The organism is Curvibacter microcysteis, from assembly GCF_028649455.1.
Lineage (GTDB): Bacteria > Pseudomonadota > Gammaproteobacteria > Burkholderiales > Burkholderiaceae_C > Curvibacter > Curvibacter microcysteis.
Genome location: NZ_JAQSIO010000002.1, coordinates 548,937 through 570,677, shown reverse-complemented (window position 1 = coordinate 570,677; position 21,741 = coordinate 548,937). Strand labels below are relative to the sequence as shown.

General features: G+C 67.7%; 19 protein-coding genes. 7 read left to right on the top strand and 12 right to left on the bottom strand.

Going from position 1 to position 21,741, the window contains the following annotated elements:
* Positions 1–40: 40 nt before the first annotated feature.
* Positions 41–3,628, bottom strand: a complete 3,588-nt coding sequence (recC, locus tag PSQ39_RS07850) for an exodeoxyribonuclease V subunit gamma (protein WP_273926165.1) — start codon at positions 3,626–3,628, stop codon at positions 41–43.
* A gap of 302 nt (positions 3,629–3,930) precedes the next feature.
* Here recC and PSQ39_RS07845 point away from each other — a divergent pair, with 302 nt between their 5' ends.
* Positions 3,931–4,353, top strand: coding sequence for a hypothetical protein (locus PSQ39_RS07845; RefSeq protein WP_273926149.1), 423 nt, complete (start codon positions 3,931–3,933; stop codon positions 4,351–4,353).
* 223 nt (positions 4,354–4,576) lie between these two features.
* Positions 4,577–6,964: a J domain-containing protein gene (locus tag PSQ39_RS07840; RefSeq protein WP_273926148.1), complete on the top strand. Its 2,388-nt coding sequence runs from the start codon at positions 4,577–4,579 to the stop codon at positions 6,962–6,964.
* 52 nt (positions 6,965–7,016) lie between these two features.
* Here the strand turns inward: PSQ39_RS07840 and PSQ39_RS07835 are convergent, their stop codons facing one another.
* The 11 genes from PSQ39_RS07835 to PSQ39_RS07785 form a co-directional block, all read right to left on the bottom strand.
* Positions 7,017–7,814 carry a MetQ/NlpA family ABC transporter substrate-binding protein gene (locus PSQ39_RS07835; RefSeq protein ID WP_273926147.1) on the bottom strand — a complete coding sequence of 266 codons (798 nt, stop codon included), beginning with the start codon at positions 7,812–7,814 and terminating at the stop codon, positions 7,017–7,019.
* Positions 7,815–7,892: 78 nt separating this feature from the next.
* Positions 7,893–8,561 (bottom strand): methionine ABC transporter permease, encoded by a 669-nt coding sequence (locus PSQ39_RS07830; RefSeq protein ID WP_273926146.1) that lies wholly within the window; start codon positions 8,559–8,561, stop codon positions 7,893–7,895.
* Positions 8,554–9,594 (bottom strand): methionine ABC transporter ATP-binding protein, encoded by a 1,041-nt coding sequence (locus tag PSQ39_RS07825; RefSeq protein WP_273926145.1) that lies wholly within the window; start codon positions 9,592–9,594, stop codon positions 8,554–8,556. The genes PSQ39_RS07830 and PSQ39_RS07825 overlap by 8 nt, the downstream gene beginning before the upstream one ends.
* Before the next feature lie 143 nt (positions 9,595–9,737).
* The gene (locus PSQ39_RS07820; protein ID WP_273926143.1) at positions 9,738–10,571 is read right to left on the bottom strand and encodes an ATP-binding cassette domain-containing protein; all 834 of its coding nucleotides are present in this window, start codon (positions 10,569–10,571) and stop codon (positions 9,738–9,740) included.
* Positions 10,572–10,614: 43 nt separating this feature from the next.
* On the bottom strand, positions 10,615–11,493 hold the full coding sequence (gene ssuC / locus PSQ39_RS07815; RefSeq protein WP_273926142.1) for an aliphatic sulfonate ABC transporter permease SsuC: 879 nt from the start codon (positions 11,491–11,493) through the stop codon (positions 10,615–10,617).
* Positions 11,494–11,569: 76 nt separating this feature from the next.
* Positions 11,570–12,733 (bottom strand): FMNH2-dependent alkanesulfonate monooxygenase, encoded by a 1,164-nt coding sequence (gene ssuD / locus PSQ39_RS07810; RefSeq protein ID WP_273926140.1) that lies wholly within the window; start codon positions 12,731–12,733, stop codon positions 11,570–11,572.
* 41 nt (positions 12,734–12,774) lie between these two features.
* Complete coding sequence (locus PSQ39_RS07805; RefSeq protein WP_273926139.1) at positions 12,775–13,077, bottom strand: hypothetical protein; 303 nt, start codon at positions 13,075–13,077, stop codon at positions 12,775–12,777.
* A gap of 39 nt (positions 13,078–13,116) precedes the next feature.
* On the bottom strand, positions 13,117–14,079 hold the full coding sequence (locus PSQ39_RS07800; protein WP_273926138.1) for a sulfonate ABC transporter substrate-binding protein: 963 nt from the start codon (positions 14,077–14,079) through the stop codon (positions 13,117–13,119).
* 45 nt (positions 14,080–14,124) lie between these two features.
* A complete protein-coding gene (locus PSQ39_RS07795; protein ID WP_273926137.1) occupies positions 14,125–14,307 on the bottom strand; it encodes a hypothetical protein in 183 nt (60 codons plus the stop codon).
* 136 nt (positions 14,308–14,443) lie between these two features.
* Positions 14,444–15,031, bottom strand: a complete 588-nt coding sequence (gene ssuE, locus PSQ39_RS07790; RefSeq protein ID WP_273926136.1) for an NADPH-dependent FMN reductase — start codon at positions 15,029–15,031, stop codon at positions 14,444–14,446.
* Positions 15,032–15,082: 51 nt separating this feature from the next.
* Positions 15,083–16,105 carry a sulfate ABC transporter substrate-binding protein gene (locus tag PSQ39_RS07785; protein ID WP_273926135.1) on the bottom strand — a complete coding sequence of 341 codons (1,023 nt, stop codon included), beginning with the start codon at positions 16,103–16,105 and terminating at the stop codon, positions 15,083–15,085.
* A gap of 260 nt (positions 16,106–16,365) precedes the next feature.
* Between PSQ39_RS07785 and PSQ39_RS07780 the strand changes: the two genes are divergently transcribed.
* The 5 genes from PSQ39_RS07780 to PSQ39_RS07760 all read left to right on the top strand — a co-directional run bounded on the left by PSQ39_RS07780 (position 16,366) and on the right by PSQ39_RS07760 (position 21,694).
* Positions 16,366–16,638, top strand: a complete 273-nt coding sequence (locus PSQ39_RS07780; RefSeq protein ID WP_273926134.1) for an oxidative damage protection protein — start codon at positions 16,366–16,368, stop codon at positions 16,636–16,638.
* Between the two features lie 79 nt (positions 16,639–16,717).
* The gene (gene mnmC / locus PSQ39_RS07775; RefSeq protein ID WP_273926132.1) at positions 16,718–18,526 is read left to right on the top strand and encodes an FAD-dependent 5-carboxymethylaminomethyl-2-thiouridine(34) oxidoreductase MnmC; all 1,809 of its coding nucleotides are present in this window, start codon (positions 16,718–16,720) and stop codon (positions 18,524–18,526) included.
* A 136-nt stretch (positions 18,527–18,662) separates the two neighbouring features.
* Entirely contained in the window at positions 18,663–19,454 is a 792-nt protein-coding gene (locus PSQ39_RS07770) for a sulfite exporter TauE/SafE family protein (protein ID WP_273926131.1), read from the top strand.
* A gap of 29 nt (positions 19,455–19,483) precedes the next feature.
* Positions 19,484–21,271, top strand: a complete 1,788-nt coding sequence (locus PSQ39_RS07765; RefSeq protein ID WP_273926129.1) for a nitrite/sulfite reductase — start codon at positions 19,484–19,486, stop codon at positions 21,269–21,271.
* 36 nt (positions 21,272–21,307) lie between these two features.
* Positions 21,308–21,694 carry a DUF934 domain-containing protein gene (locus PSQ39_RS07760; protein WP_273926127.1) on the top strand — a complete coding sequence of 129 codons (387 nt, stop codon included), beginning with the start codon at positions 21,308–21,310 and terminating at the stop codon, positions 21,692–21,694.
* The last annotated feature ends 47 nt before the right edge of the window (positions 21,695–21,741 follow it).

Here is a 21,741-nt window from a genome sequence, read left to right as displayed (position 1 = left end):
GGTCGGCTCGGGGGCTGGGGGCTTTGGCGAGGGCACAGGTTCAAGGCCGGTGCTGCGCTGCACGGGTGCCCAGCGGCTCAGCGCGGGGGTGGCTCGCCGCGCCCTCGTCACCCTCTTCTTGCGGCAGCGGCCCGATGCGCAGGTGCCGCGCCAGGTCGCCGTAGAGCTGCTCGGCCCAGTCGGGCAGCTCGGCCTGCAGATCTTCATAGGCCTGGGTGCAGCGTTGCAGGTAGGGCGACTGCAGCCGCTCCCCGGCCAGCTGGAAGCTGCCCTCAAAGGCGGCGCGTGCGGCCTCATGGGGGTCGCGTGGCTCGCGCTTGGCGGGGCCGAGCAGCTCGGCCGCCTCGGCGCGGCGCGCCGCCTGCCAATAGGCCCAGCCGGTTTGGCAGGCCACGGGCAAGGGGCGCTGCCAGGCCGCGCGGTAAGCCACGACCAGGCGCTGCAAACAGGCCAGGGCCTGGGGGCGGGACAGGGGCCGCAAGCCAATCTGCCCGTCCAGCCCCAGCACCGTGCTGTTCAGGCGCAGGCCCGCCGCGCAGCCCGCCAGGTGCGACACCCACAGGCCGGTGAGCACCTGCACCCGGGCCATGGCCTCGGACTCCTTGCCTTGCAGCACCGCGCCCAGGCGCTGGCTGCGCTGCAGGCCAGGCGCGCAGTCGGCCGGGGCGGTGTCGGCACGCTCTTCGCGCTCGCAGAACAGCCCACTCAGGGTGCCCAGCAGTTGCACGGCTTCAGGCGGCTGCCCCGGCTCGGCCGGCAACTCGATGGACAAGTCCACCGACTGGGCCGGCAAGGGGAAGGGAAACCGCGCCTCCAAGGGGGCCAGGCGCTGCTGCACCACGCTCAGCCGGGTCTGCAGGCCCTGCACCTCGCGCTGGCCAAAGGCGGCCATGGGCAGGCGGCCCGAGTGCAGCAGCTCGGTCAGCACCTGGGGGGCGGTGTCGGCGGCCAGCACCTCTTGGCCCAGCTGGTACTTCTCCAGCCCGTCCAGGCCAAAGGGCTCGCTGTCCAGTGTGTGCTCCTCGAGCTCGTCGAGGTAGACGCCCAGACGCCCTTTGAAGAACACCTCCACCGGCTGGCGCAGCAGTTGGCGCAAGTCGTTCAAGGTGAGCACGCTGGGGACCGTGGCCTCCAGCGCGGCCGGCGCGGCCACCCCGGCGCCGGCGGCGGGCTCGGCCGGCTGGGCCCGGGCCCAGTCCTCGTCGTAGGTGGCAAAGCCGCTGCCCTGGCTGAAATAGGCCACCGAAAACGGCTGCAGCGGCTGCACCTGGCGCGCGCGCGCGGGCGTCCAATGCCGGTGCAGGAATTCAATCAATTGGGCCACCAGCACCGAGGGCGGGCGCTCGGCGTTGTCGGTGGCGCGGTGGCCTTGCCAGCTGATGTAGAGGCGCTCGCGCGCCGACAGCAGGGCCTCCAAAAACAGGTAGCGGTCGTCCTCGCGGCGGGAGCGGTCGCCCGCGCGCCAGCTGCTGGCCATCAGGTCAAAGTCACGCGGGGCGCTTTGGCGCGGGTAGTCGCCGTCGTTCAAGCCCAGCAAGCAGACCACCCGGAAAGGGATGGAGCGCATGGGCATCAGCGTGCCGAACTGCACGCCGCCGCCCAGGAAGCGCTGCTGCAAGCCGCCGTCCTGCAACTGGCCCAGCCAGTGGTCGCTGACCACCTCCAGCGGCAGCGGGCTGTCCAGGTTCGCGGCCTGGCAGTGCTGCAACCAGGTTTGCAGGGGCTCGAGCAGGGCCTGCACCTGGCGGGCCTCGGCCTCGTCAGCACCTTCAAAAAAACGCGCCACCAGCTCGCTCAGCACCCGCACCCATTCACTGGGCGTGTGGGGCTGGGCCAGGGCGTCCAGGCTCTCACGCGTGGCCTCGACCCAGCCCCACAGGGCCTGGGCCAGGGGCGCGTCCAGACCGCTGAGGGCGGGCTGCGGCAAGGTGCCGGCCCAGACCGGGCCGCTGCCCACGGCATAGCCCAGCAGCAGGCGGCGCAGGCCGAAGTCCCAGGTGTTTTGCGCCAGGCCGGGCACGCCGGGCGGCAGGCCCCAGCGCAGGCGGTGGTCGGTGTCCAGCCCCCAGCGCACGCCCGCGGCCTGCAGCCAGGTCTGCACCTCGTCGACCTCGACCTCGCTCAGGCCAAAGCGGTGGCGCACCGCGCTGACCTCGAACAGGCTGAGCCAGTCGGCCAGCGAAATGCGCGCCTGCGGCAGCGACAGCAGCTGTTGCAAAGCCATCACCAGCGGCGACTGGCGCGGCGAGGTGTCGGCCACCGAGTAGGGGATGTGGCGCGGCTCGCCGCGCGCGAAGCGGCCGAACACGGCCTGGATGTGGGGCGCAAACGTGGCGATGTCGGGCACCATGACCATGACCTCGCGCGGCTGCAGGCTGGGGTCGGCGTCCAGCCAGGCCAGCAGGCGGTCGTGCAGCACCTCGACCTCGCGCTGGGCCGAGTGGCAGCTGACCAGGCGGATCGAATCATCGTCCTCGGCCAGGGGCAGCGGCGCGCTGGGCAGCTCCAGGTTCAGCAAGCCGGACTGCAATTGCGCCAACTGGGTCGGCGTGCTGCCGATGCCCAAGGGGTCGACAAAAGCGTCGACCCGCACAAAGCGGTTGCGGTAGTCCTCGACCCGGTCGAACTCGTCGAGCATGTGCAGGTAGTCCCGCCCCTGCTTGCCCCAGGAGGCCAGCAGCGGGTGGTGGGCCGCACCCGGCGTGGCCTGGGCCAGCGCTGCGGCTTTGACGGGCTGGCGCCGGCGCAGCAACTGGCGCAGCTGCTCATGGCCTTCGACCAGATCGCCCCAAAAGAACTGGCAGGGGTTGTGCACCAGCAGCATGACCTGGGTCAGTTGGCCCAGCGCGGCCAAGGCCTCGACCGCCTGGTGCGGCAAGGACGAAATGCCAAACACCACGATGCGCGCCGGCAGGCCTGGCGGGCGTTCACCGGTGGCCACGAAGGTGTCGGTCAGCTCGGCCAGGCGGGCCATGAAACGCGCGTGGACGGCGGCACGCGAGGCGTCTGCCAGGGCCTCGCCCACGTCGGCACGCAGGTCGCGCCAGAGCTGGGCCTGCCAGGCCTGGGACGCGTCCAGCGCCGGGGCCTGGGCGGGCAAGGTGTTGGGGCGGCCCAGCACGTCCCGGCCCTGGGCCCAGTCGCTGAGCCAATCCGCACGGTAGCTTTGGTAGCCGTCCAGCACGTCCGCCAGTTGCAGCGCCAGTTGGTAGAGCTTGCGCGCGTCCGGTGCCTGGTCCAGGTAACGCTGCAGCGGCTGGTACAAGGGGCGCGAGGCGACCAGGTCGGGCAACAAGCGCACCAGGCGCCACAGCAGGCTGGCCTTGTCAAACGGCATTTGGGCCGGCACGGCCGCCGGACCCAGCACCTGGCGGTAGACCTGCCACAGGTAGGCGCTGGGCAGCTCCATGCGGGTGGCCGCGCAAATGCCCAAGGCGGATTCGTCGGCCAGGGACAGCTCCAGCCAGTGCTTCATGCCGGCGCTTTGCACCAGGAAGATCTCGGGCCACAGCGGCGGCAGCGGATGCTGGCGCAGAAAGTCCGTCAACAAATCGCGCAAGTCCTCCAGGCGGTTGCCATGCAGGACCATGAAACCCGGGGTCAGTGAAGGCGTGGCGGAAGTCGGCATGGGATGGGCAATCAGCAGCAGGATCAGACACGGCCTCGGAGGGCATACCGGGGACGGGTGCCACCTCGGTTCGGTCATCGAGCCTTTGAGTCTACACAGGCACGGGGGGGCTGGCACCGGCGCCAACCAGGGGCAGAGCCCCTGAGCGGAGGTGCCGGAGCCACGTTGTGTCGAGACGGCAATGGGTCTCTTCTGTCAACGGTCCGCTGAACATGACCGATAGTCAATAATCTCCACACCAAATAAAAGCGCGTGCTTCAGCGCGCCGGGCCGAATTGGCCCAGTCACATCAGGGGGATCCGGTGCTCATTCCATTGCTGTCCTGCCCTTGGCACGCCGCACTGAACTACAAGTCCGCCATCAAACCACCGAGGCTCAGACTCAAGGCCTGGGCTTGGCTGGCCTTCGGATTGCTCAGCACCCACAGTTGGGCCTGGCACCCGGGGACCCCCGCCGCCTCATTCGAGGCCGTCGCCAAGCGCATGCAATCGATGCAGCGTTGCCGCCAAGTGGACCGCATCCTGGCGGTGCGCTTGGTGGACGAGGACGCACAGCCCCTGTCACCTACCCTGGCGGCTGCAGTTCTGAGCCAACAGGGCGTGATTTTGATCGCCGTCGACACCGAGCGGGTCTCGGACGAAACCTTTCTGCACGGCCCGCTGAAACAAGTCCCCTCTGAATCCCAGATGGACAGCCTGCCAGGTCGCAAAACCTGCGTGGGCTAGCGAGTACGCCAGACCTGCCCCGCCCCGCGCTGCGCCCCGTCCCTCGGAACAGCCCTGGGATTGATGGGAATGGTGTCCGCGCGCCAAGGCGTGGGCCACGTCATGACAAGCCAAAGGCACGCACGCAGGCTGTCACGCAGTGTGCCCTGGGCAGGGAGTCCGCCAGCAGAGCAACAGACGACCTGAGCCCCTTTTTATCCACAACCAAAGAGACCAGCCTTCGATGACCGAGCCCCTTAACACCCCGCGCTGGACCCGATGGGTCGCTTTGCTGACAGACAAGACCCGCTTCACCCGGCAAGACTTGCGACTGATTCGGGACCAGCGCCAGGATTGCTCGGTGGTGATTCACCAAACGCAAGAAATCCAGGCGCAACGAGGCCGCCGCACCGGCACCGGGCGATCGGGGGCCGTGCTGGTATCGGACGAGGCCGAATTGGCACAGCGTGCGGAACAAGAACGCTTGCGCCTGCAACAAGCGCTCCCCGAGCGGGCCGAGCAATGGCTGCGCCGAGCACCGGGCGACGTCCAGACCATGCCGGCAGCGGGCGCGCTGGATGCCGATGCACAGCGTTTTGGCCTGGATGCTGCCTGCCCCCATTGCCAGACCTCAGGCCAAACCCCTTGCAAGGACTGCAGTGCCAGCGGTCAGACCACGTGCGGGACGTGCCATGGCGACTGCCAGACCCAATGCTCGGTGTGCCGAGGCCAAAAAAAAACCCTGTGCCCCAGTTGCAAAGGCCAGCAAATGCAGACCTGTTCGGCCTGTGGCGGCGCTGGAACCCAAACCTGCTACGCGGGTTGCAGCGACGGCAAAATCCCTTGTGATGCCTGTTTTGGCCGGGGCCGACACCAGGTCACGGTGGTGGTCGACCACGGCAAAGGGCCTGCCACCGTCAACCGCGATGTGGATTGCAACCGCTGTGGCGGCTCGGGTCAGCAAGCCTGCCGGAGTTGCCACGGCCGCAAGCCCACGTGCCCCATCTGTGACGGGCGCACCAGGGTGGGCTGCCAGACCTGCGCCGCCAGCGGCAAGGTCTACTGTTCGAATTGCAACGCTCAGGGCCTGGAGGACTGCCCCAGCTGCCGCGCCCAAGGCAGGATTGAGTGCACAAGTTGCCGCGGGCGCAAGCAACTGGACTGCCGCACTTGCGGAGCCCAGGGATGGACCCATGTCCAGGAACGTATCTTTACCCAATTGCTGAGCCAGCAAAGGGTGGAGCACGCTGCCGGTACGCCGGCGGCTTGGCGACCGGTGATCGAAGCTGCCATCGGCAGCTCACAAGCCGCTGCTGTCGGCAGCTTTCAGCTGGCCACCCAGTCCATCCAGGCCGAACCTCGGCTGCGCCTGACGCGCAGCTGGCACGGTACGGTGCCAGGCTGGGACATGGCGCTGAGCGTCAACGACACCGAGGCCACCCTCTGGGCCCTGGGACGCCAGGAGCAATTGGTGGGTGGCGAAGCCGCTGTGGATGCACTGCTCGCGGCCGACCGCGAGGCGGTCATCCAAGCGGTTCAAACCGGAGGCCACGGAGCCCGCAACGCCCTGCGCAATTACCTGAGTGCCGATCACCATGCCCAAGCCGTGCTTCGGCAACAGGCCGCGCCCGGGACAGAAGCCAGTCTCGAGGTGCGCAGCGCCTGCCAGCTGATGCAGCAGCGCAGCCAAAGCCTCTCGCGCTTCCACCAAGCCTGGGCCTGGGGGCTCTACGCCTTGACAGTTCTGCCCTTGGCGGTTTTTTGGGGCAGCGGGGTGCGTTTTCGCGGCGACTGGTTGCTCACGCTCGGCTGGCCGCTGGCCGTGGCCCTGGCGCACGGGCTCACGCGGCGGGCGCTGATCCCCGCCCAGCTGGCGCAGTTCACCCAGAACAAGGCCTTTGCCCAAGCTTGGTGGGGCCAGGTGCAGACCGAGGCAGCGGCCCGGTCGCGGCGCGGCGGGGTCAAGTACCTGGCTTTGGCCTGCGCAGGCGCGCTTCTGGCGCTCAGCCCGGGGCAACCGAAATGGCTGGTCGGCCCCCTCAGCGAGCTGCGCCTGCAGCGGGCGCAGTGGGACAGCGCAGACGCCCGCCGAGAAACCTATCAACAAGAACTGAACGCCTGGCTGCGCTGCGACGCTCGGCACGAGGACCGCTTGCTGGCCACCCTCAAAGGCCTGACCCAGGAAGGCTGGGCCACGACGCCCGGGGCACCGACGGGGCCTTTTGGCTTCATGGAGCAGGTGTGGATTCCCCAACAGTTGACCTTGCTGGACATGCCGGTTCGCAAAATCAGCTACAGCGGCAAAGGAAGTGCGCTGGGGCGAACTCAGGTGCATGTGGAGATGCACCTGGCCGCACAAGCCGGTGATTTGCGTGCGCTCAGCGCGCGCCTGCAGCCGCAAGCCGAGCCGATGAAAACGACCTATGGCGTGAACAAAGACCTGTGGGTTTTGAATGGAGAGGGCTACCGCTGGTCCGCCCACTTCAAGATGGAATCGATGCTGCGCCAGAGCGGCACGCCTGGTGCGGCCACGCGCAAGCGGCCGCCCCAGGCATCAGATTTGGTCACCTTGCCTAGCGTGGTGGTGGGCTGCACCGTGGACTACGCGGATTGGCTTCGTTTGAAGTCGTGAGCACCGCGCCAAGGGAGGCGCCGCGCCAGCGCCCCCTGCCCCGCCGCTGGCGTCAGAAGCCGGCCAACACCGAGCCCTTGAACTCGGTCTGGATGAACTTGCGCACTTCTTCCGATTGGTAGGCCTTGACCAGCTTGGCGACCCAGGGCTTGTCCTTGTCCTGTTCACGCACGGCGATCAGGTTGACGTAGGGGCTCTTGGCGTTTTCTTGCGCGATCGAGTCCTTGCCCGGCGTCAGGCCGGCCGACAGGGCGAAGTTGGTGTTGATGGCGGCGGCGTCCAGGTCGTCCAGGGCGCGGGCCAACTGGGCGGCTTCGAGTTCGACGAACTTGAGCTTCTTGAGGTTGTCGATCACGTCCAGCGGCGTGGCCTTGAGGCCGGCTTCAGGGCGCAGCTTGATCAAGCCCTGGTCTTGCAGCACCAGCAAGCTGCGGCCCCCGTTGGTGGGGTCGTTGGGCAAGCCAAAACGGGCGCCCGGCTTCAGGTCGGCCAGGGACTTGACCTTCTTCGAGTAGATGCCCATCGGGTAGTTGACAGTGTAGCCCACCGACACGATCTTGTAGCCCCGGTCTTTGACCTGTTGGTCTAGGAAGGGCTTGTGCTGGTAGCTGTTGGCGTCCAGGTCACCGGCGGCCAAGGCGGCGTTGGGCTGGATGTAGTCGCTGAACTCGATGATCTGGACCTTGAGGCCGTCTTTTTCAGCGACCTTCTTGACCTGCTCAAAAATCTGCGCGTGCGGGCCGGCGGTGACGCCGATCTTCAGTGGCTTGTCCTGGGCCAGGCTCAGGCCAGAGGCCAGCACCGCGGTGGCCAACACCAGGGACTTGAGGGCGAAACGTTTGGAGTTCATGGGGGTTTCCTTCTTCAGGGTTCAAACAAGGCGCGGCGGGCTTGTGGCCCGGGCCGCGCGAACGGTCAAATCAAAACTTCAGCCTCGGTGGGCCAGGCGGCGCACCAGCCAGTCGCCAGCGCTTTGCAGCGCCTGCACAAACAGGATCAGCACCACGACCACGACGGCCATCACCTCGGGCAAGAAGCGCTGGTAGCCGTAGCGGATGCCCAGGTCGCCCAGGCCGCCACCGCCAATGGCGCCGGCCATGGCCGAGTAGCCGGTCAGGCTGACCAGGGTGATGGTGACGCCGGCCACGATGCCCGGCAGGGCTTCAGGCAGCAGCACCTTGAGCACGATCTGCCAGGTCGTCGCGCCCATGGACTGGGCGGCTTCGACCAAGCCTTCGTCGACCTCGCGCAGCGAGGCCTCGATCAGGCGCGCGGCAAAGGGGCCGGCCGCCAGGGTCAGCGGCACCACGGCGGCGGCCGTGCCGATGGAGGAGCCGGTCAGCAAACGGGTCAACGGGATCACAGCCACCAGCAAGATGATGAAGGGCGTGGAGCGCACGGCGTTGACCAGGGTGCCCACCAGGCGGTTGGCCCAGCGGTTTTCCAGCACGCCGCCCCGATCGGTCAGGCGCAGGTAGACGCCCAGGGGCAGGCCGATGACCGTGCCCAGCAGGCCGGCGATGCCCACCATCAGCACGGTTTCCCAGAAGGAATCCAGCATCAGGGCCAGCAATTCGGCGGTGAATCGTTCAAACATGGCTCAGCTCCTCCACACCCACGCCGGCCTGGCGCCACTGCGCCACGGCCTGGGCCACCGCGCCCGCATCACCGCGGGCCAAGACCGACAGGGAGCCAAAAGGCTGGCCCTGCACCTCGTCGACCTGGCCATGCAGGATGTTCAGGTCGAGGTTGAAACGCCGGATCACGTCCGACAGCAAGGCCTGCTCGCCCTGCGCGCCGGCAAACACCAGGCGCAGCAAACGGGCCGAGGCGTCGGGCGACTGCTGCAACTGGGCCTGCACCCGGGCCAGCACGGCTTCGGGCAAGGACTGCGGCACCACGTCTTCGATCAGGCTGCGTGTGGTGGCGTGCTGCGGGCGGCTGAAGACCTCGAGCACCGGGCCGCACTCGACGATGCGGCCGCCGTCGATGACGGCCACGCGGTCGGCCACCTGCTTGATGACCTGCATCTGGTGGGTGATGAGCACGATGGTCAGGCCCAGTTCGCGGTTGATGTCGCGCAGCAGGGCCAGGATGGAGCGGGTGGTTTCCGGGTCCAGGGCCGAGGTGGCCTCGTCCGACAGCAGCACCTTGGGCTGGCTGGCCAGGGCGCGGGCAATGCCCACGCGCTGCTTTTGCCCGCCACTGAGCTGGGCCGGGTAGCGGTCACGGAAGGCGCTCAGGCCGACCAGCTCCAAAAGCGGCTCTACGCGGGCGCGGATGCGGTCGGCCGACCAGTGCGCCAGCTCGAGCGGCAGCGCGACGTTGTCGTAGACGGTGCGCGAGGCCAGCAGGTTGAAGTGCTGGAAGATCATGCCGATGTCGCGCCGGGCTTCGCGCAGCTGGGCGTCACTCAAATCGCCCAGCGAGCGCCCGGCCACCGTGACCGTGCCCTGCGAGGGGCGGTTGAGCCAGTTGATGGTGCGCACCAGCGAGCTTTTGCCCGCGCCGCTGCGCCCGATGATGCCGAACACCTCGCCGGCCGCGATGCGCAGGTCGATGCCGCGCAAGGCCTCCACAGGGCCTTGTGGGCCTGGGTAGGTCTGGTAGATGCCTTCTAAATCAATCATGAAACCCTGTACGGATGGAATGCCGTGTTCGGTCGGTGAACGGGCGGTCCACCCCGAGCGAGCGACGAATGTAAGGGTTTACCCAAAGATTTTTAAATACTGATTAATTAGGTCTACAGAACGCTTGGTTATAAAAAAGCGATTCAGACGGCCCAGCGCAGCCCATGCGCGGGCACGCCCGCCCAGCGCGGGTCGGCCTCGGGCAGCTCGGGGTCTTCGTGTTGCAGCACACGGTCGAGGATGCGTTTTTCGAGCGCGGCAAAGGCCGCGTCACCGCGCGAGCGTGGGCGGGCCAGCGGGATCTTTTCGTCCAGCGCGATGACGCCGTCTTCGATCAGGATCACCCGGTCGGCCAGGGCCACCGCCTCCTGCACGTCGTGGGTCACCAACAAGGCCGTGAAGCCATGGCGGCGCCACAGGCCTTCGATCAAGGCATGCATCTCGATGCGGGTCAGCGCGTCCAGCGCACCCAAGGGCTCGTCCAGCAAGAGCAGGCGCGGGTGGTGCACCAGGGCGCGGGCCAGGGCCACGCGCTGGCGTTGGCCGCCGGACAGGCGGGCCGGCCATTCACCTTCGCGCTCGCCCAGGCCGACCTGCGACAGCACCGCCTGGGCCGAGGGGCGCTGGGCCGGGGTCAGGCCCAGCGCCACGTTGTCCAGCACGCGCTTCCAGGGCAGCAGGCGCGAGTCCTGAAACATGATGCGGGTGTCCGGGTTCAGGCCTTTGACCGGTGCGCCGTCGATGCTCAGGCTGCCCCGGGTGGGGGCTTCGAGGCCGGCCACCATGCGCAGCAAGGTGCTCTTGCCGCAGCCGCTGCGGCCGACGATGGCGACAAATTCGCCGGCTTCGATGGTCAGCTCAGTGCTGCGCAGCACGTCGCGCTGGCCGTAGCGCTTGCTCAGGCCTTGAATGTGCAAGCGCACGCCACCGGACGGGTTGGCGGTTGAGGCCGCCGTGGAAGAGGTGTGGGTGCTCATGGCAAAGGGATCCGAAAAGGGTTGGTGGGGAACGACAGGGCCTTCAGGCGGCCGACTGGTAGCCGGGGTGCCAACGCAGCCAGTAGCGCTCCAGCGTCTTGGCAAAAACGTCGGCCAACTTGCCCAGCAAGGCGTACAGCAGGATGCCCACCAGCACGATGTCGGTCTGCAGGAACTCACGCGCATTCATGGTCAGGTAGCCAATGCCGGCCTGGGCCGAGATGGTCTCGGCCACGATCAGGATCACCCACATCAGGCCCAGCGAAAACCGCAGGCCCACCAGGATGGAGGACATGGCCCCCGGCAGCACCACCTGTTGGTACAGCTGCCAGCGCGACAGGCCATAGGTGCGGCCCATCTCGATCAGGCCCGGGTCCACGTTGCGGATGCCGTGGAAGGTGTTGAGGTAGATCGGGAAGAACACCGACACCGAGATCAGGAACAGCTTGGCCGACTCGTCGATGCCGAACCACAGGATGACCAGCGGGATCAGCGCCAGCGCCGGGATGTTGCGCACCATCTGGATGCTGGAGTCGAGCAGGGTCTCGAAAAAGCGCACCGAGCCGGTCAACAAGCCCAGCAGCAGGCCCAGGCCGCCGCCAATGCCCAGGCCCAGCAAGGCGCGGCCGGCGCTGACCTTGACGTGGGTCCACAGCTCGCCCGAAGCGCTCAAGGTCCAGGCGGCCTTGACCACGTCCAAGGGCGCGGGCAGCACGCGGGTGGAGATCCAGCCCTGGGCGGAAGCGATTTGCCAGCCGACGATCAGGCCCACCGGCACCAGCCAGGGGATGATGCGTTGCCACAGCGGCTTCAGCCAACGCAGGGCCCAGGTCCAGGCGGGGGCATCGGCCTCACCGGCAGCTAACAGGCCCAGGCCGGGCGCCTCGAGGGGGTTGGGTAAATCACGCGCAGGTTGGGTCATGGGGATCTCGTTGGGTGGTGCGACCCGGCACGGGCGCCGGGTGGGGTCAGGTCAAGGGCGAATGCCGGGAGCGGGCTCAGCTGGCCGAAGCGCGGGGCACGTATTGGTTGCCCACCACCTCGCCCAAGGGGCCGTTCAGGCCGGGCTTGGTGAAGCCCTCCTGCAGACGTTCAGGCAGCAGCGGGAAGACCAACTCGGCAAAGCGGTAAGCCTCTTCCAGGTGCGGGTAGCCGGAGAGCACGAAGTTCTCCAAGCCCAGCTCGGCGTACTCCTGGATGCGGGCCGCCACCTGCTGGGGATTGCCCACCAGAGCGGTGCCGGCACCGCCACGCACCAGGCCCACGCCCGCCCACAGGTTGGGGCTGATTTCCAGGTCGCCCCGGCTGCGCTTGCCGCCGGTGGCGTGCAGCGCGGCCATGCGGCGCTGGCCTTCGGAGTCCATGCGGGCGAACACCGCCTGGGCACGGGCCACGGTCTCGTCATCGACGCGGCTGATCAGCGCGTCGGCGGCGGCCCAGGCCTGCTCTTCGGTCTCACGCAGGATGACGTGCAGGCGAATGCCGAACTTCACTTCACGGCCATGGGCGGCGGCGCGCTGGCGCACGTCGGCCACTTTCTTGGCCACTTCGGCCGGCGGCTCGCCCCAGGTGAGGTAGGTGTCCACCTGCTCGGCGGCCAGCGCATGGCCCGCCTCGGAGGAGCCACCGAAATACACCGCCGGATAAGGTTTTTGCTGGGGCGGGTACAGCAGGCGGGCCCCGGTCACGCTGAGGTGCTTGCCCTGGTAGTCGAAGGGCTCACCGGTGTGGCTGCGCGTCAGGATTTCGCGCCAGATGCGGATGAATTCGGCAGACTGCTCGTAGCGTTCGGTGTGGTTGAGGTAGACGCCGTCGCCTTCCAACTCGATCTGGTCACCGCCGGTGACGAGGTTGACCAGGAGACGGCCTCCCGAGAGGCGGTCAAAAGTGGCGGCCATGCGCGCGGCCAGGGCCGGCTGATGCAGGCCCGGGCGCACCGCGACCAGGAACTTCAGGCGCTGGGTGACGGGCAGCAGGGCCGAGGCCACCACCCAGGGGTCTTCACACGAGCGCCCGGTGGGGATCAGCACGCCCTCGTAGCCCAGGTGGTCCGCCGCGGACGCCACTTGCTTGAGGTAGTCCAGGCTGACTTCGCGCGCGCCTTCGCTGGTGCCGAGGTAGCGGCTGTCACCGTGGGTGGGGATGAACCAAAAAATTTTCATGGGAATTTCTCGCAAATCAGAACTCGCTCAGGCCGCTGGCCTCACCAGGCCAGCCCCTTCAAGGACCAGGCCGACACGGGCTGGTATGCCAAGGCCTGGGCCATGGCGCGCCGAGCACGGTTCATGCGCCGGCGCACCCGCACGCTACCCCCGCCCTGAAGCGCCCCCTGGGCCTGCACCGAAGGCCGCGGACACAGCGGTCGGCTCGGCGCCGACAGCGGCCAGGCCAAGCCCCATTGGGCGGCGGTGGTGCCCAACACCTGATCGATGCGGGCGGACACCCGGTCCGCCTTGTCGAGGGCTTCGGGCCGGGAGGGAAAGGACAAGGGAGGGAAGGTGCTCATGGGTGGCTCCTGCGCTCAGGTCAGTGGCGGGTCAGCCGGTCACAGGTCCACGGGCGCGGCGTGCAACAGGTTGAGCTTCTTGGGGATCAGCTTCAGGTCGAAGAAGGTGTCGGCAATGGATTGCTGCTCGCCCAGGATGTCGCGCGTCACCGGCGCTGCCCCGTAAGAGGCGCGGTTGATGAACAGCTCGGTGATGCTCTTGTCCAGGCCCAGCACGGTGGACAGCTCCGCCGCTGCGGCCGGCTTGTTCTTGGCGATCCACTGTTCGATGGTGTTGATTTCCTGGATCGCGATGCGCAGCACATCGCTGTTCTTGGTGGCGAAATCGCGCGAGCTGAAGTAGTAGGCCCGGTTGTTGACCACGCCCGTGGCGTCGGCCAGCAGGCGGGCGTCCAGGGTCTTTTGGGCGGCGGCCAGGAAGGGGTCCCAGATCACCCAGGCGTCGGCGGCACCGCGCTCGAAAGCGGCGCGGGCGTCCGGCGGCGCCAGGAAGACGGACTGCACATCGCTGTACTTGAGGCCGTTCTTCTCCAGCAGCTTGACCAGGAAGTACTGCACGTTGGAGCCCTTGTTGTAGGCCACGCGCTTGCCCTTGAGGTCGGCGATCGAACGGATCGACGAGTCCTTGGGGACGATCACCGCCTCCAGCGCCGGGCGGGGCACGGTGGCGCCGGCATACACCAGCGGGGCACCGGCGGCCTGGGCAAAGATGGGGGGCGCTTCGCCCACGTCACCAAAGTCGATCGATCCGACGTTCAGCGCTTCCAGCTGCACCGGGCCGGCGTTGAACTCGGTCCAGGTCACGCTCACACCCAGGGGGGAGAGGCGCTTTTCCAGCGTACCCCGGGCCTTGAGCAAGGACAGCCAACCCTTTTGGTGGCCGATGCGGAACACGCGGTCGGTCTTTTGCGCCCAGGCCGGGCCCGCAGTGAGGGCGGCACCCGCCAGTCCCAAGGCCGTGATCAGGGCCTGACGGCGCTGCCAATGAAGGGAAGAAGTCATGGTCAGTTCTTTCAATCTAAGAAGAGGGTTCAGCGCAGCGGGCCGTCAGGCCGGCACCACAGGCAAGAGCAGGAAGCCCACGATCAACACCAGCGAACTCACCAGCAGCACGGCAATGCCCAAGGCCTGCACCAGGTCCAGCCACCAGGAGCGCCAGCTCAAGGACAGCTCGTCCTGGGCGGCCGACAGGGGCGTGGGACTGGGGGTCGACAAGGGCAAGGGACTCATGGCGGTGGACTCAGGTGAGGGGAACAGAGAAATTCGAGGCAAACGCTTCCCCCGGGTGGCACACACGCCACCGCTGTCCAGCACAAAGAAGGGGGGGGAAACAGAAGAGGCAGCGGCGCGGGCCGCTGCCCCGCGATCAAACGCTACATCGCACCTGGTCGAAGGGGATGGGGGCAAAGCCAGCCAAAGGTTGGCGTTGGCCGTAAGCCTCGAGTTGCAGCACGCCGACGGCTTCGTCGAGGCGGGTGCCGATGTCCGGGCCGATTTGGTAGGCGCCTTCGGGGGTCACCGCGATCTGTGCATCGGTGGCATAGACACCGGGCAGGATGTGGCGCGCCGCCAGCGACTGCAGCACCGGGCGCAGGGTGTAGTCCAGCGCCAGCATGTGGTGCGGACTGCCGCCCGTGGCCAGGGGCAGCACGGTCTTGCCCTTGAGGGCCGTCTGGGGCAGCAGGTCCAGGAAGACCTTGAGCACACCGCTGTAGGCGGCCTTGTACACCGGGGTCGAGACCACGATGGCCGAGGCGCGCTCCACCTGGGCAATGGCCTGCAGGATGCTGGGGTGGCCGAAGTCGGCCAACACCAGCGCTTCGGGCGCCAAGTCGCGGATCTGGATGCGATCCACTTCGACGCCGCGCTGCTGCAGGCGTTGACCCACGCTGTCGAGCAAGCCCGAGGAGCGGGATCGGGCCGAGGGGCTGCCGGCGATCAGGAGTACGGTCATGTTGTTTCTTTCTGAACCTGGAAGGCCGTCAGGCGTGATGTCAGCCCGGGCTCAACGCGGCGAGTAGATCTGGTCGAAGGAAGCACCGTCGGCAAAGTGGTCCTTGTCGGCCTTGCCCCAGCCACCAAAGGCCTCGTCGATCGTGACCAAGGTCAGCTTGGGGAATTGGTTGGCGAACTTGGCCTTGGCCTTCTCGGCCGTCGGGCGGTAGTAGTTGCGACCCGCGATGTCCTGGCCTTCGTCGGAGTACAGGTACTTCAGGTATTCCTCGGCCACGGCGCGCGTGCCCTTCTTGTCCACGTTCTTGTCGACCACCGCCACCGAGGGCTCGGCCAAGATGCTGACCGAGGGCACGACGATCTGGAACTTGTCCGGGCCGAATTCCTTCAGGGCCAGGAAGGCTTCGTTTTCCCAGGCCAGCAGCACGTCGCCCACGCCGCGTTGCACAAAAGTGATGGTGGAGCCACGCGCACCGGTGTCGAGCACCGGGACGTTCTTGTAGAGCTTGCCCACGAACTCCTTGGCCTTGGCATCGCCGCCGTACTTGCGCTTGGCGAATTCCCAGGCCGCCAGGTAGTTCCAACGGGCACCGCCCGAGGTCTTGGGGTTGGGCGTGATGACCGACACACCGGGCTTGGCCAGGTCATCCCAGTCCTTCAAACCCTTGGGGTTGCCCTTGCGCACCAGGAACACAATGGTCGAGGTGTAGGGCGAAGAGTTGTGCGGCAGGCGCTTGACCCAGTCTTTGGCCAGCAGGTTGCCGTTCTTGGCCACGGCGTCCACGTCGCCGCCCAGGGCCAGGGTCACCACATCGGCGTCAATGCCATCGATGACCGAACGGGCCTGCTTGCCGGAGCCGCCATGCGACTGTTTGATCGACACGTCTTGACCCGACTTGGCCTTCCAGTGCTTGGCGAAGGCGGCGTTGTACTCGACGTACAGCTCGCGCGTCGGGTCGTAAGACACGTTGAGCAGGGTGACGGTCTGGGCCGAAGCCGGCAGGGCGGACAAGGCACCCGCCAGGGCCAGAGAAGCCAGGGCAGCACGTTGGATCAGGGCGCGTCGGAAGTTCATCGGTTGCTTTCGTTCGGGGTCGGTCAAGGGGGGGTGAATCAAGTGATGGGATGGATTCTGGAAAACCTCGGTTAAAACTCAAACGCATAAGAAATCATTTGTTTATCTGTTTTCTATCTTTCAAAACGTGGAAACGGGGGCGGCGCGTGCTCAGCGCAAGCCCCCAGCCCCTGTGGGGACCGGCAGCAATGGGATAATTCGGCGCTTTGGTCAGGCCGCTCGCCGGCCCCGCCCTCCCCCACTGGACAAGGAAGAACGACATGGCACGCATGGTCAACTGCATCAAACTCGGCAAGGAAGCCGAAGGTCTCGATTTCCCGCCCTACCCCGGCGAGCTGGGCAAGCGCCTCTGGGAAGGCGTGAGCAAGGAAGCCTGGGCTGCGTGGATGAAGCAGCAAACCATGCTGGTCAATGAAAACCGCCTGAACCTGGCCGACGCCCGCGCCCGCCAGTACCTGGCGCGCCAGATGGAAAACCACTTTTTCGGTGGCGGCGCCGACGTGGTGCAAGGCTACGTGCCGCCGCAGGCCTGATCGACACGGCACCCGACCCAGGCGGCCATCCCGCCTGGGCCCCACCTCCCAGCCAGCCCGGTCCGCCGGGCTTTTTGCCATGAGCCTGCCCCGCACCACCGACCACCCTGCCCCACCGGAGTCCCTGCCGCCCAGCCCGGGCCGGGACCACTGGGTGCTGCTGGCGGTGGGCGAAGGCGCTGACGCTGCATGCCTGCAAGCCTGGCAGGACTGGCGCCAGGCGGCGCCCCCGGGCTCCCCCAGCCGCCTGTCGATGGTGTGGATGGCCGAGACCCCACCCCAGGCCGAGGCCCTGCGGGCCAAGTGGGGGCCGCACCCCGATCTGGGCCCGCTGGCCGAAGCATGGGCCCGGCAGTGCTGGGGCCTGACACCCGGCTTCCATCGACTGAGCTTCGACCAAGGCCGGCTGCAACTCATGCTGTGCCTGGGACCGCTGCTGGAGAACCTGCGCGAACTGCAATTGCAGGCCGACCAGGTTCACTGGGGCGCCGGTGGGGACGCGAGCCAGCGGGACACCACCCTCAAGACCATCGCCCGCCTGTGCCGACGCGGCGCCACCTTGCAGAGCCCGGACGCCGACCTGGCAGAGTCCCTGCGCCCCCTGGGTTTTGGGCCAGAGGGCGACGGTCACTGGCGTTACCAACCCCGCTGGGAGCCGCGCCGCGCCGCCCCCCTGAGCCCCCCCTGGCCCGAAAGCGCCCCCCGCCGCTGCGTGGTGGTGGGCGGTGGTTTGGCGGGCCTGGGCACGGCCCATGCCCTGGCGCGCCGGGGCTGGCAGGTCACGGTGCTGGACGCGGCCGAACAGCCCGCGCAGGGCGCCTCGGGCCTGCCGGCGGGGCTGTTCTCGCCCCATGTCTCACCCGACAACAACCGCATCTCCCGCCTGACCCGCACCGGCCTGCGCCTGAGCCGTGACACGGCGCAACGCCTGCTGCGCGAGGGTGAGGACTGGGCCCCCAGCGGCGTCATGGAGCACCGCGTGCACGGCAAAGCCGGCCCGCGCGGCGCCCTGATCGATGAAGCCTTGTGGAGCCACGAGGCCAGCCCCGAGCAAAAAACGGCGGCAGGCCTCGGCGCAGACGCCTCGGCCACCTGGCACCCCACGGCCGGCTGGGTGCGGCCGGCCCGCCTGGTGCAAGCCCTGCTGGCCGAAGCCCGCAGCGCCCTGCCCGGCCGCGTGGACTGGCGCGGGGGCTGCCGTGTCGCGCAACTGCAGCGCGGCGACTCGGGTGAAGCAGGCCCTGAATGGCAGTTGCTCGATGCGCAAGGCCAGGTGTTGGCCAGCGCCGCTTTGGTGGTGATTGCCGCTGGCCCGGGCAGCCGCGCGCTGGGCGAGCCCCTGGTGCCGCTGCAAGCGCTGCGCGGCCAACTGAGCTGGGCCGTGGCCCAGGCGGGCGAGCAGTTGCCGCCCCACCCGGTCAACGGCCAAGGCAGCCTGATCCCCCACCTGCCCGTGCCCGGCGGCACGGCCTGGTACACCGGCTCGACTTTTGACCGCGGTCACCCCCTCCAGGCCGCGGGCGAGGCGACGCCCTTGAAACCAGACGACCATGAGACCAACCTGAACAAGCTGGCCAGCCTGCTGCCCGCCACGGCCGCCAGCCTGCAAAGCCCGGCAGGCAGCCGCACGCTGCAGGCCTGGGCGGGCATTCGCTGCACCTCCCCCGACCGCGTCCCCTTGGTGGGCCCGGTGAACCCCGAGCACCGGCCCGGGGTCTGGCTGTGCACGGCCCTGGGCACGCGCGGCTTGACCTGGGGCCTGCTGTGCGCCGAACTGTTGGCCGCGCAGTTGACAGGCGAGCCCCTGCCGATCGAGTTGAGCCTCGCCCGGGCCTTGCAAGCCAGCCGCCCGGCCCCCGGCAAAGCACAGCCCCTGGGCGAAGACTGAAGCCCCCGGCTTTATCCGAAAACGCCTCCCAATCGCCCGCCAAGCCGCGCCAAATAAGGCGCATAAGCTTATCCGCATAAAGCGCGAACAAAAAAATCGTTGGGGGTCATAAGACCACTCACCACAATACGCCCCCATGCAAGAATTCGCGTTTGTGTTGGCTGGTCTGTTCGTGGGCATCGTGGTTGGTCTGACCGGGGTGGGTGGCGGCTCGCTGATGACGCCTATCCTGATCTTCTTTTTCGGCATGAAGCCCCACCTGGCCATCGGCACCGACTTGCTGTTCGCCGCGGGCACCAAGTTCAGCGGCTCGGTCAAGCTGGCGCGCTCGCGCACCATCGACTGGCCCGTGGTGCTGCTGATGGCCCTGGGCAGCGTGCCCGCCTCCGTGCTCACCCTGGTGGCCCTGGACCACTTCGGCGCCACCTCGCCCGCCGTGCAAAAAGCCATGACCACCACGCTGGGTGTGGCCTTGCTGCTGACCGCCGTCGCCACTTTGTACAAGGCCTTGTTCGGTCAAAAGCAAGGCACCATCGCCGTCGGCCAAGACCCCGCCCTGGCGGCACTCCCCATTCACAAAGCCCTGCCGGTGCTGTTCGGCGCCGTAATCGGTGTCTTGGTAACATTAACCTCGGTGGGTGCCGGCGCGATTGGCGTGCTGGTGCTGATGTTGGTCTACCCCGCGCTGCCGCTGCAGCGCATCGTGGCCGCCGACATCGCGCACGCGGTGCCGCTGACCCTGGTGGCTGGCCTGGGCCATGCGGGCCTGGGCACGGTGGACTGGTGGCTGCTGGCCAAGCTGCTGGCGGGCTCCATCCCCGGCATCTGGCTGGGTTCGCACCTCAACACCAAACTGCCTGAGCGCTTCATCCGCTCCGTCCTTTCGCTGCTGCTGGCCTACGCCGGCACCAAATTGATCGCTATTTGATCGCCATTTCATAAAAACCCACGTCCACGATGTACCAATACACCGCCTTCGACAAGCAGTTCGTCAAGCTGCGCGCCGCCCAACACCGTGACCAGCTCGAGCGCTGGCAGGCTGGCAAGCTGGCCGACGAGGAGTTCCGTCCGCTGCGCCTGCAAAACGGCTGGTACGTGCAACGCTACGCGCCCATGCTGCGCGTGGCCGTGCCCTATGGCGAGCTGTCCAGCGCCCAGTTCCGCGTGCTGGCCAAGATCGCCCGCGAGTACGACGAACCCGAAGCCGGTGTCTACGCCGAAGCGCTGAAGATCCAAGGCGCCATGGGCTCGACCCAGTTGCCCACGCACTACGCGCACTTCACCACGCGCCAGAACGTGCAGTTCAACTGGATCCCGCTGAGCAAGTCGGCCGACGTGATGGACCTGCTGGCCAGCGTCAACATGCACGGCATCCAGACCAGCGGCAACTGCATCCGCAACATCACCAGCGACGAACGTGCCGGCATCGCCGTCGACGAGCTGGCCGACCCGCGCGCCTTTGCTGAAATCCTGCGCCAGTGGAGCACGCTGCACCCCGAGTTCGCCTTCCTGCCGCGCAAGTTCAAGATCGCCATCATTGGCGCCACCGAAGACCGCGCCGCCACGGCCTGGCACGACGTGGGCCTGCACCTGATCAAGAACGAAGCCGGCGAGCTGGGCTTCCGCGTGCTGGTGGGTGGCGGCATGGGCCGCACGCCGATCCCGGGCACGGTGATCCGCGAGTTCCTGCCCTGGAACCAGATCATGAACTACCTCGAAGCCGTGGTGCGCGTCTACAACCGCTACGGCCGCCGCGACAACATGTACAAGGCGCGCATCAAGATCCTGGTCAAGGCCGAAGGCCAGCGCTACTTTGACGATGTGGAAGCCGAGTTCAAGCAGATCGTCGAGCACGACGGTGGCCAGCACACCATCCCGCAAAGCGAACTCGACCGCGTCAGCGCCTCGTTCGTGCCGCCCTCGCTGGCCGGCCGCCCGGTGGTCAGCGCCGAAGCCGTGGACACCCAGCTGCGCCAGGCCGCCGATGCCGACCCGCTGTTTGCCCGCTGGCTGGCCCGCAACGTGGCCCCGCACAAGAACCCGGCCCTGCGCGCCGTGACCCTGTCCTTCAAGCGCCTGGGCCAAGCCCCGGGCGACGCCAGCGCCGACCAGCTCGACACCATTGCCGATCTGGTGGACCGCTTCAGCGCCGGTGAAGCCCGCGTCACGCACGATCAGAACGTGCTGCTGCCCTGGGTCTCGGCCAGCGAGCTGCACGCGCTCTACACCGCCGCGCGCGCCGCCGGCTTCGCCAGCCCCAATGTGCACCTGCTGACCGACATGATCGCCTGCCCCGGCGGCGACTTTTGCGCGCTGGCCAATGCGCGCTCGATCCCGATCGCCGAAGCCATCACCGAGCGCTACCAGGACCTCGACGAGCTCGACGACCTGGGCGAGATCGACCTGCACATCAGCGGCTGCATCAACTCCTGCGGTCACCACCACAGCGGCCACATCGGCATCCTGGGCGTCGACAAGGACGGCAAGGAGTGGTACCAGGTGACCCTGGGCGGCGCCGATGGCTCCGACCTCAGCGGTGCCGCCGTGGCCGGCAAGGTGGTGGGCCCGTCCTTCTCGGCCGCCGAAGTGCCGGACGTGATCGAAGCCGTGCTCAACACCTACCGCGACCTGCGCGAAGGGGGTGAGACCTTCATCACCACCCTGCGCCGCGTGGGCCTGGACCCCTTCAAGACCGCCGCCAACGCCGCCCGTGCCGAGCCCGCCCACGCCCCGGTGGCCGCCTGAGCCGGCCGCCCCCAGAACGTCAAGAGAACAAGCGCCATGAAGATCATTGAAGCCAAGGACCACCAAGCTGCGTCCCAAGACAACCCTGCCGTGCTGGCCCCGGCCAACGATGTGGACCCGAGTGAACTGTCGCTGGCCGGTGTGACCCGCATCGACCTGACCTTCCCGAAGTTCACCGATGGCCGCGCCTACAGCCAGGCCTACCTGCTGCGCCGCCGCCTGGGCTTCCAGGGCGAAATCCGCGCCGTCGGCGACGTGCTGATCGACCAACTGGTGCAAATGAGCCGCACCGGCTTTGACGTGGCCGTGCTGCGCGCCGGCGTGGACATCGCTGACGCCCAACGCCAGTTCGACCGCTTCTCGGGCTTCTACCAAGCCGATGCGGTCAACGCCAAGCCGGTGTTCGCCCGCCAAGGCGCCTGAGGCCCTGCCGCCAGCGCCCCGCCCCTGTCACTCACTTTAAAAAACAC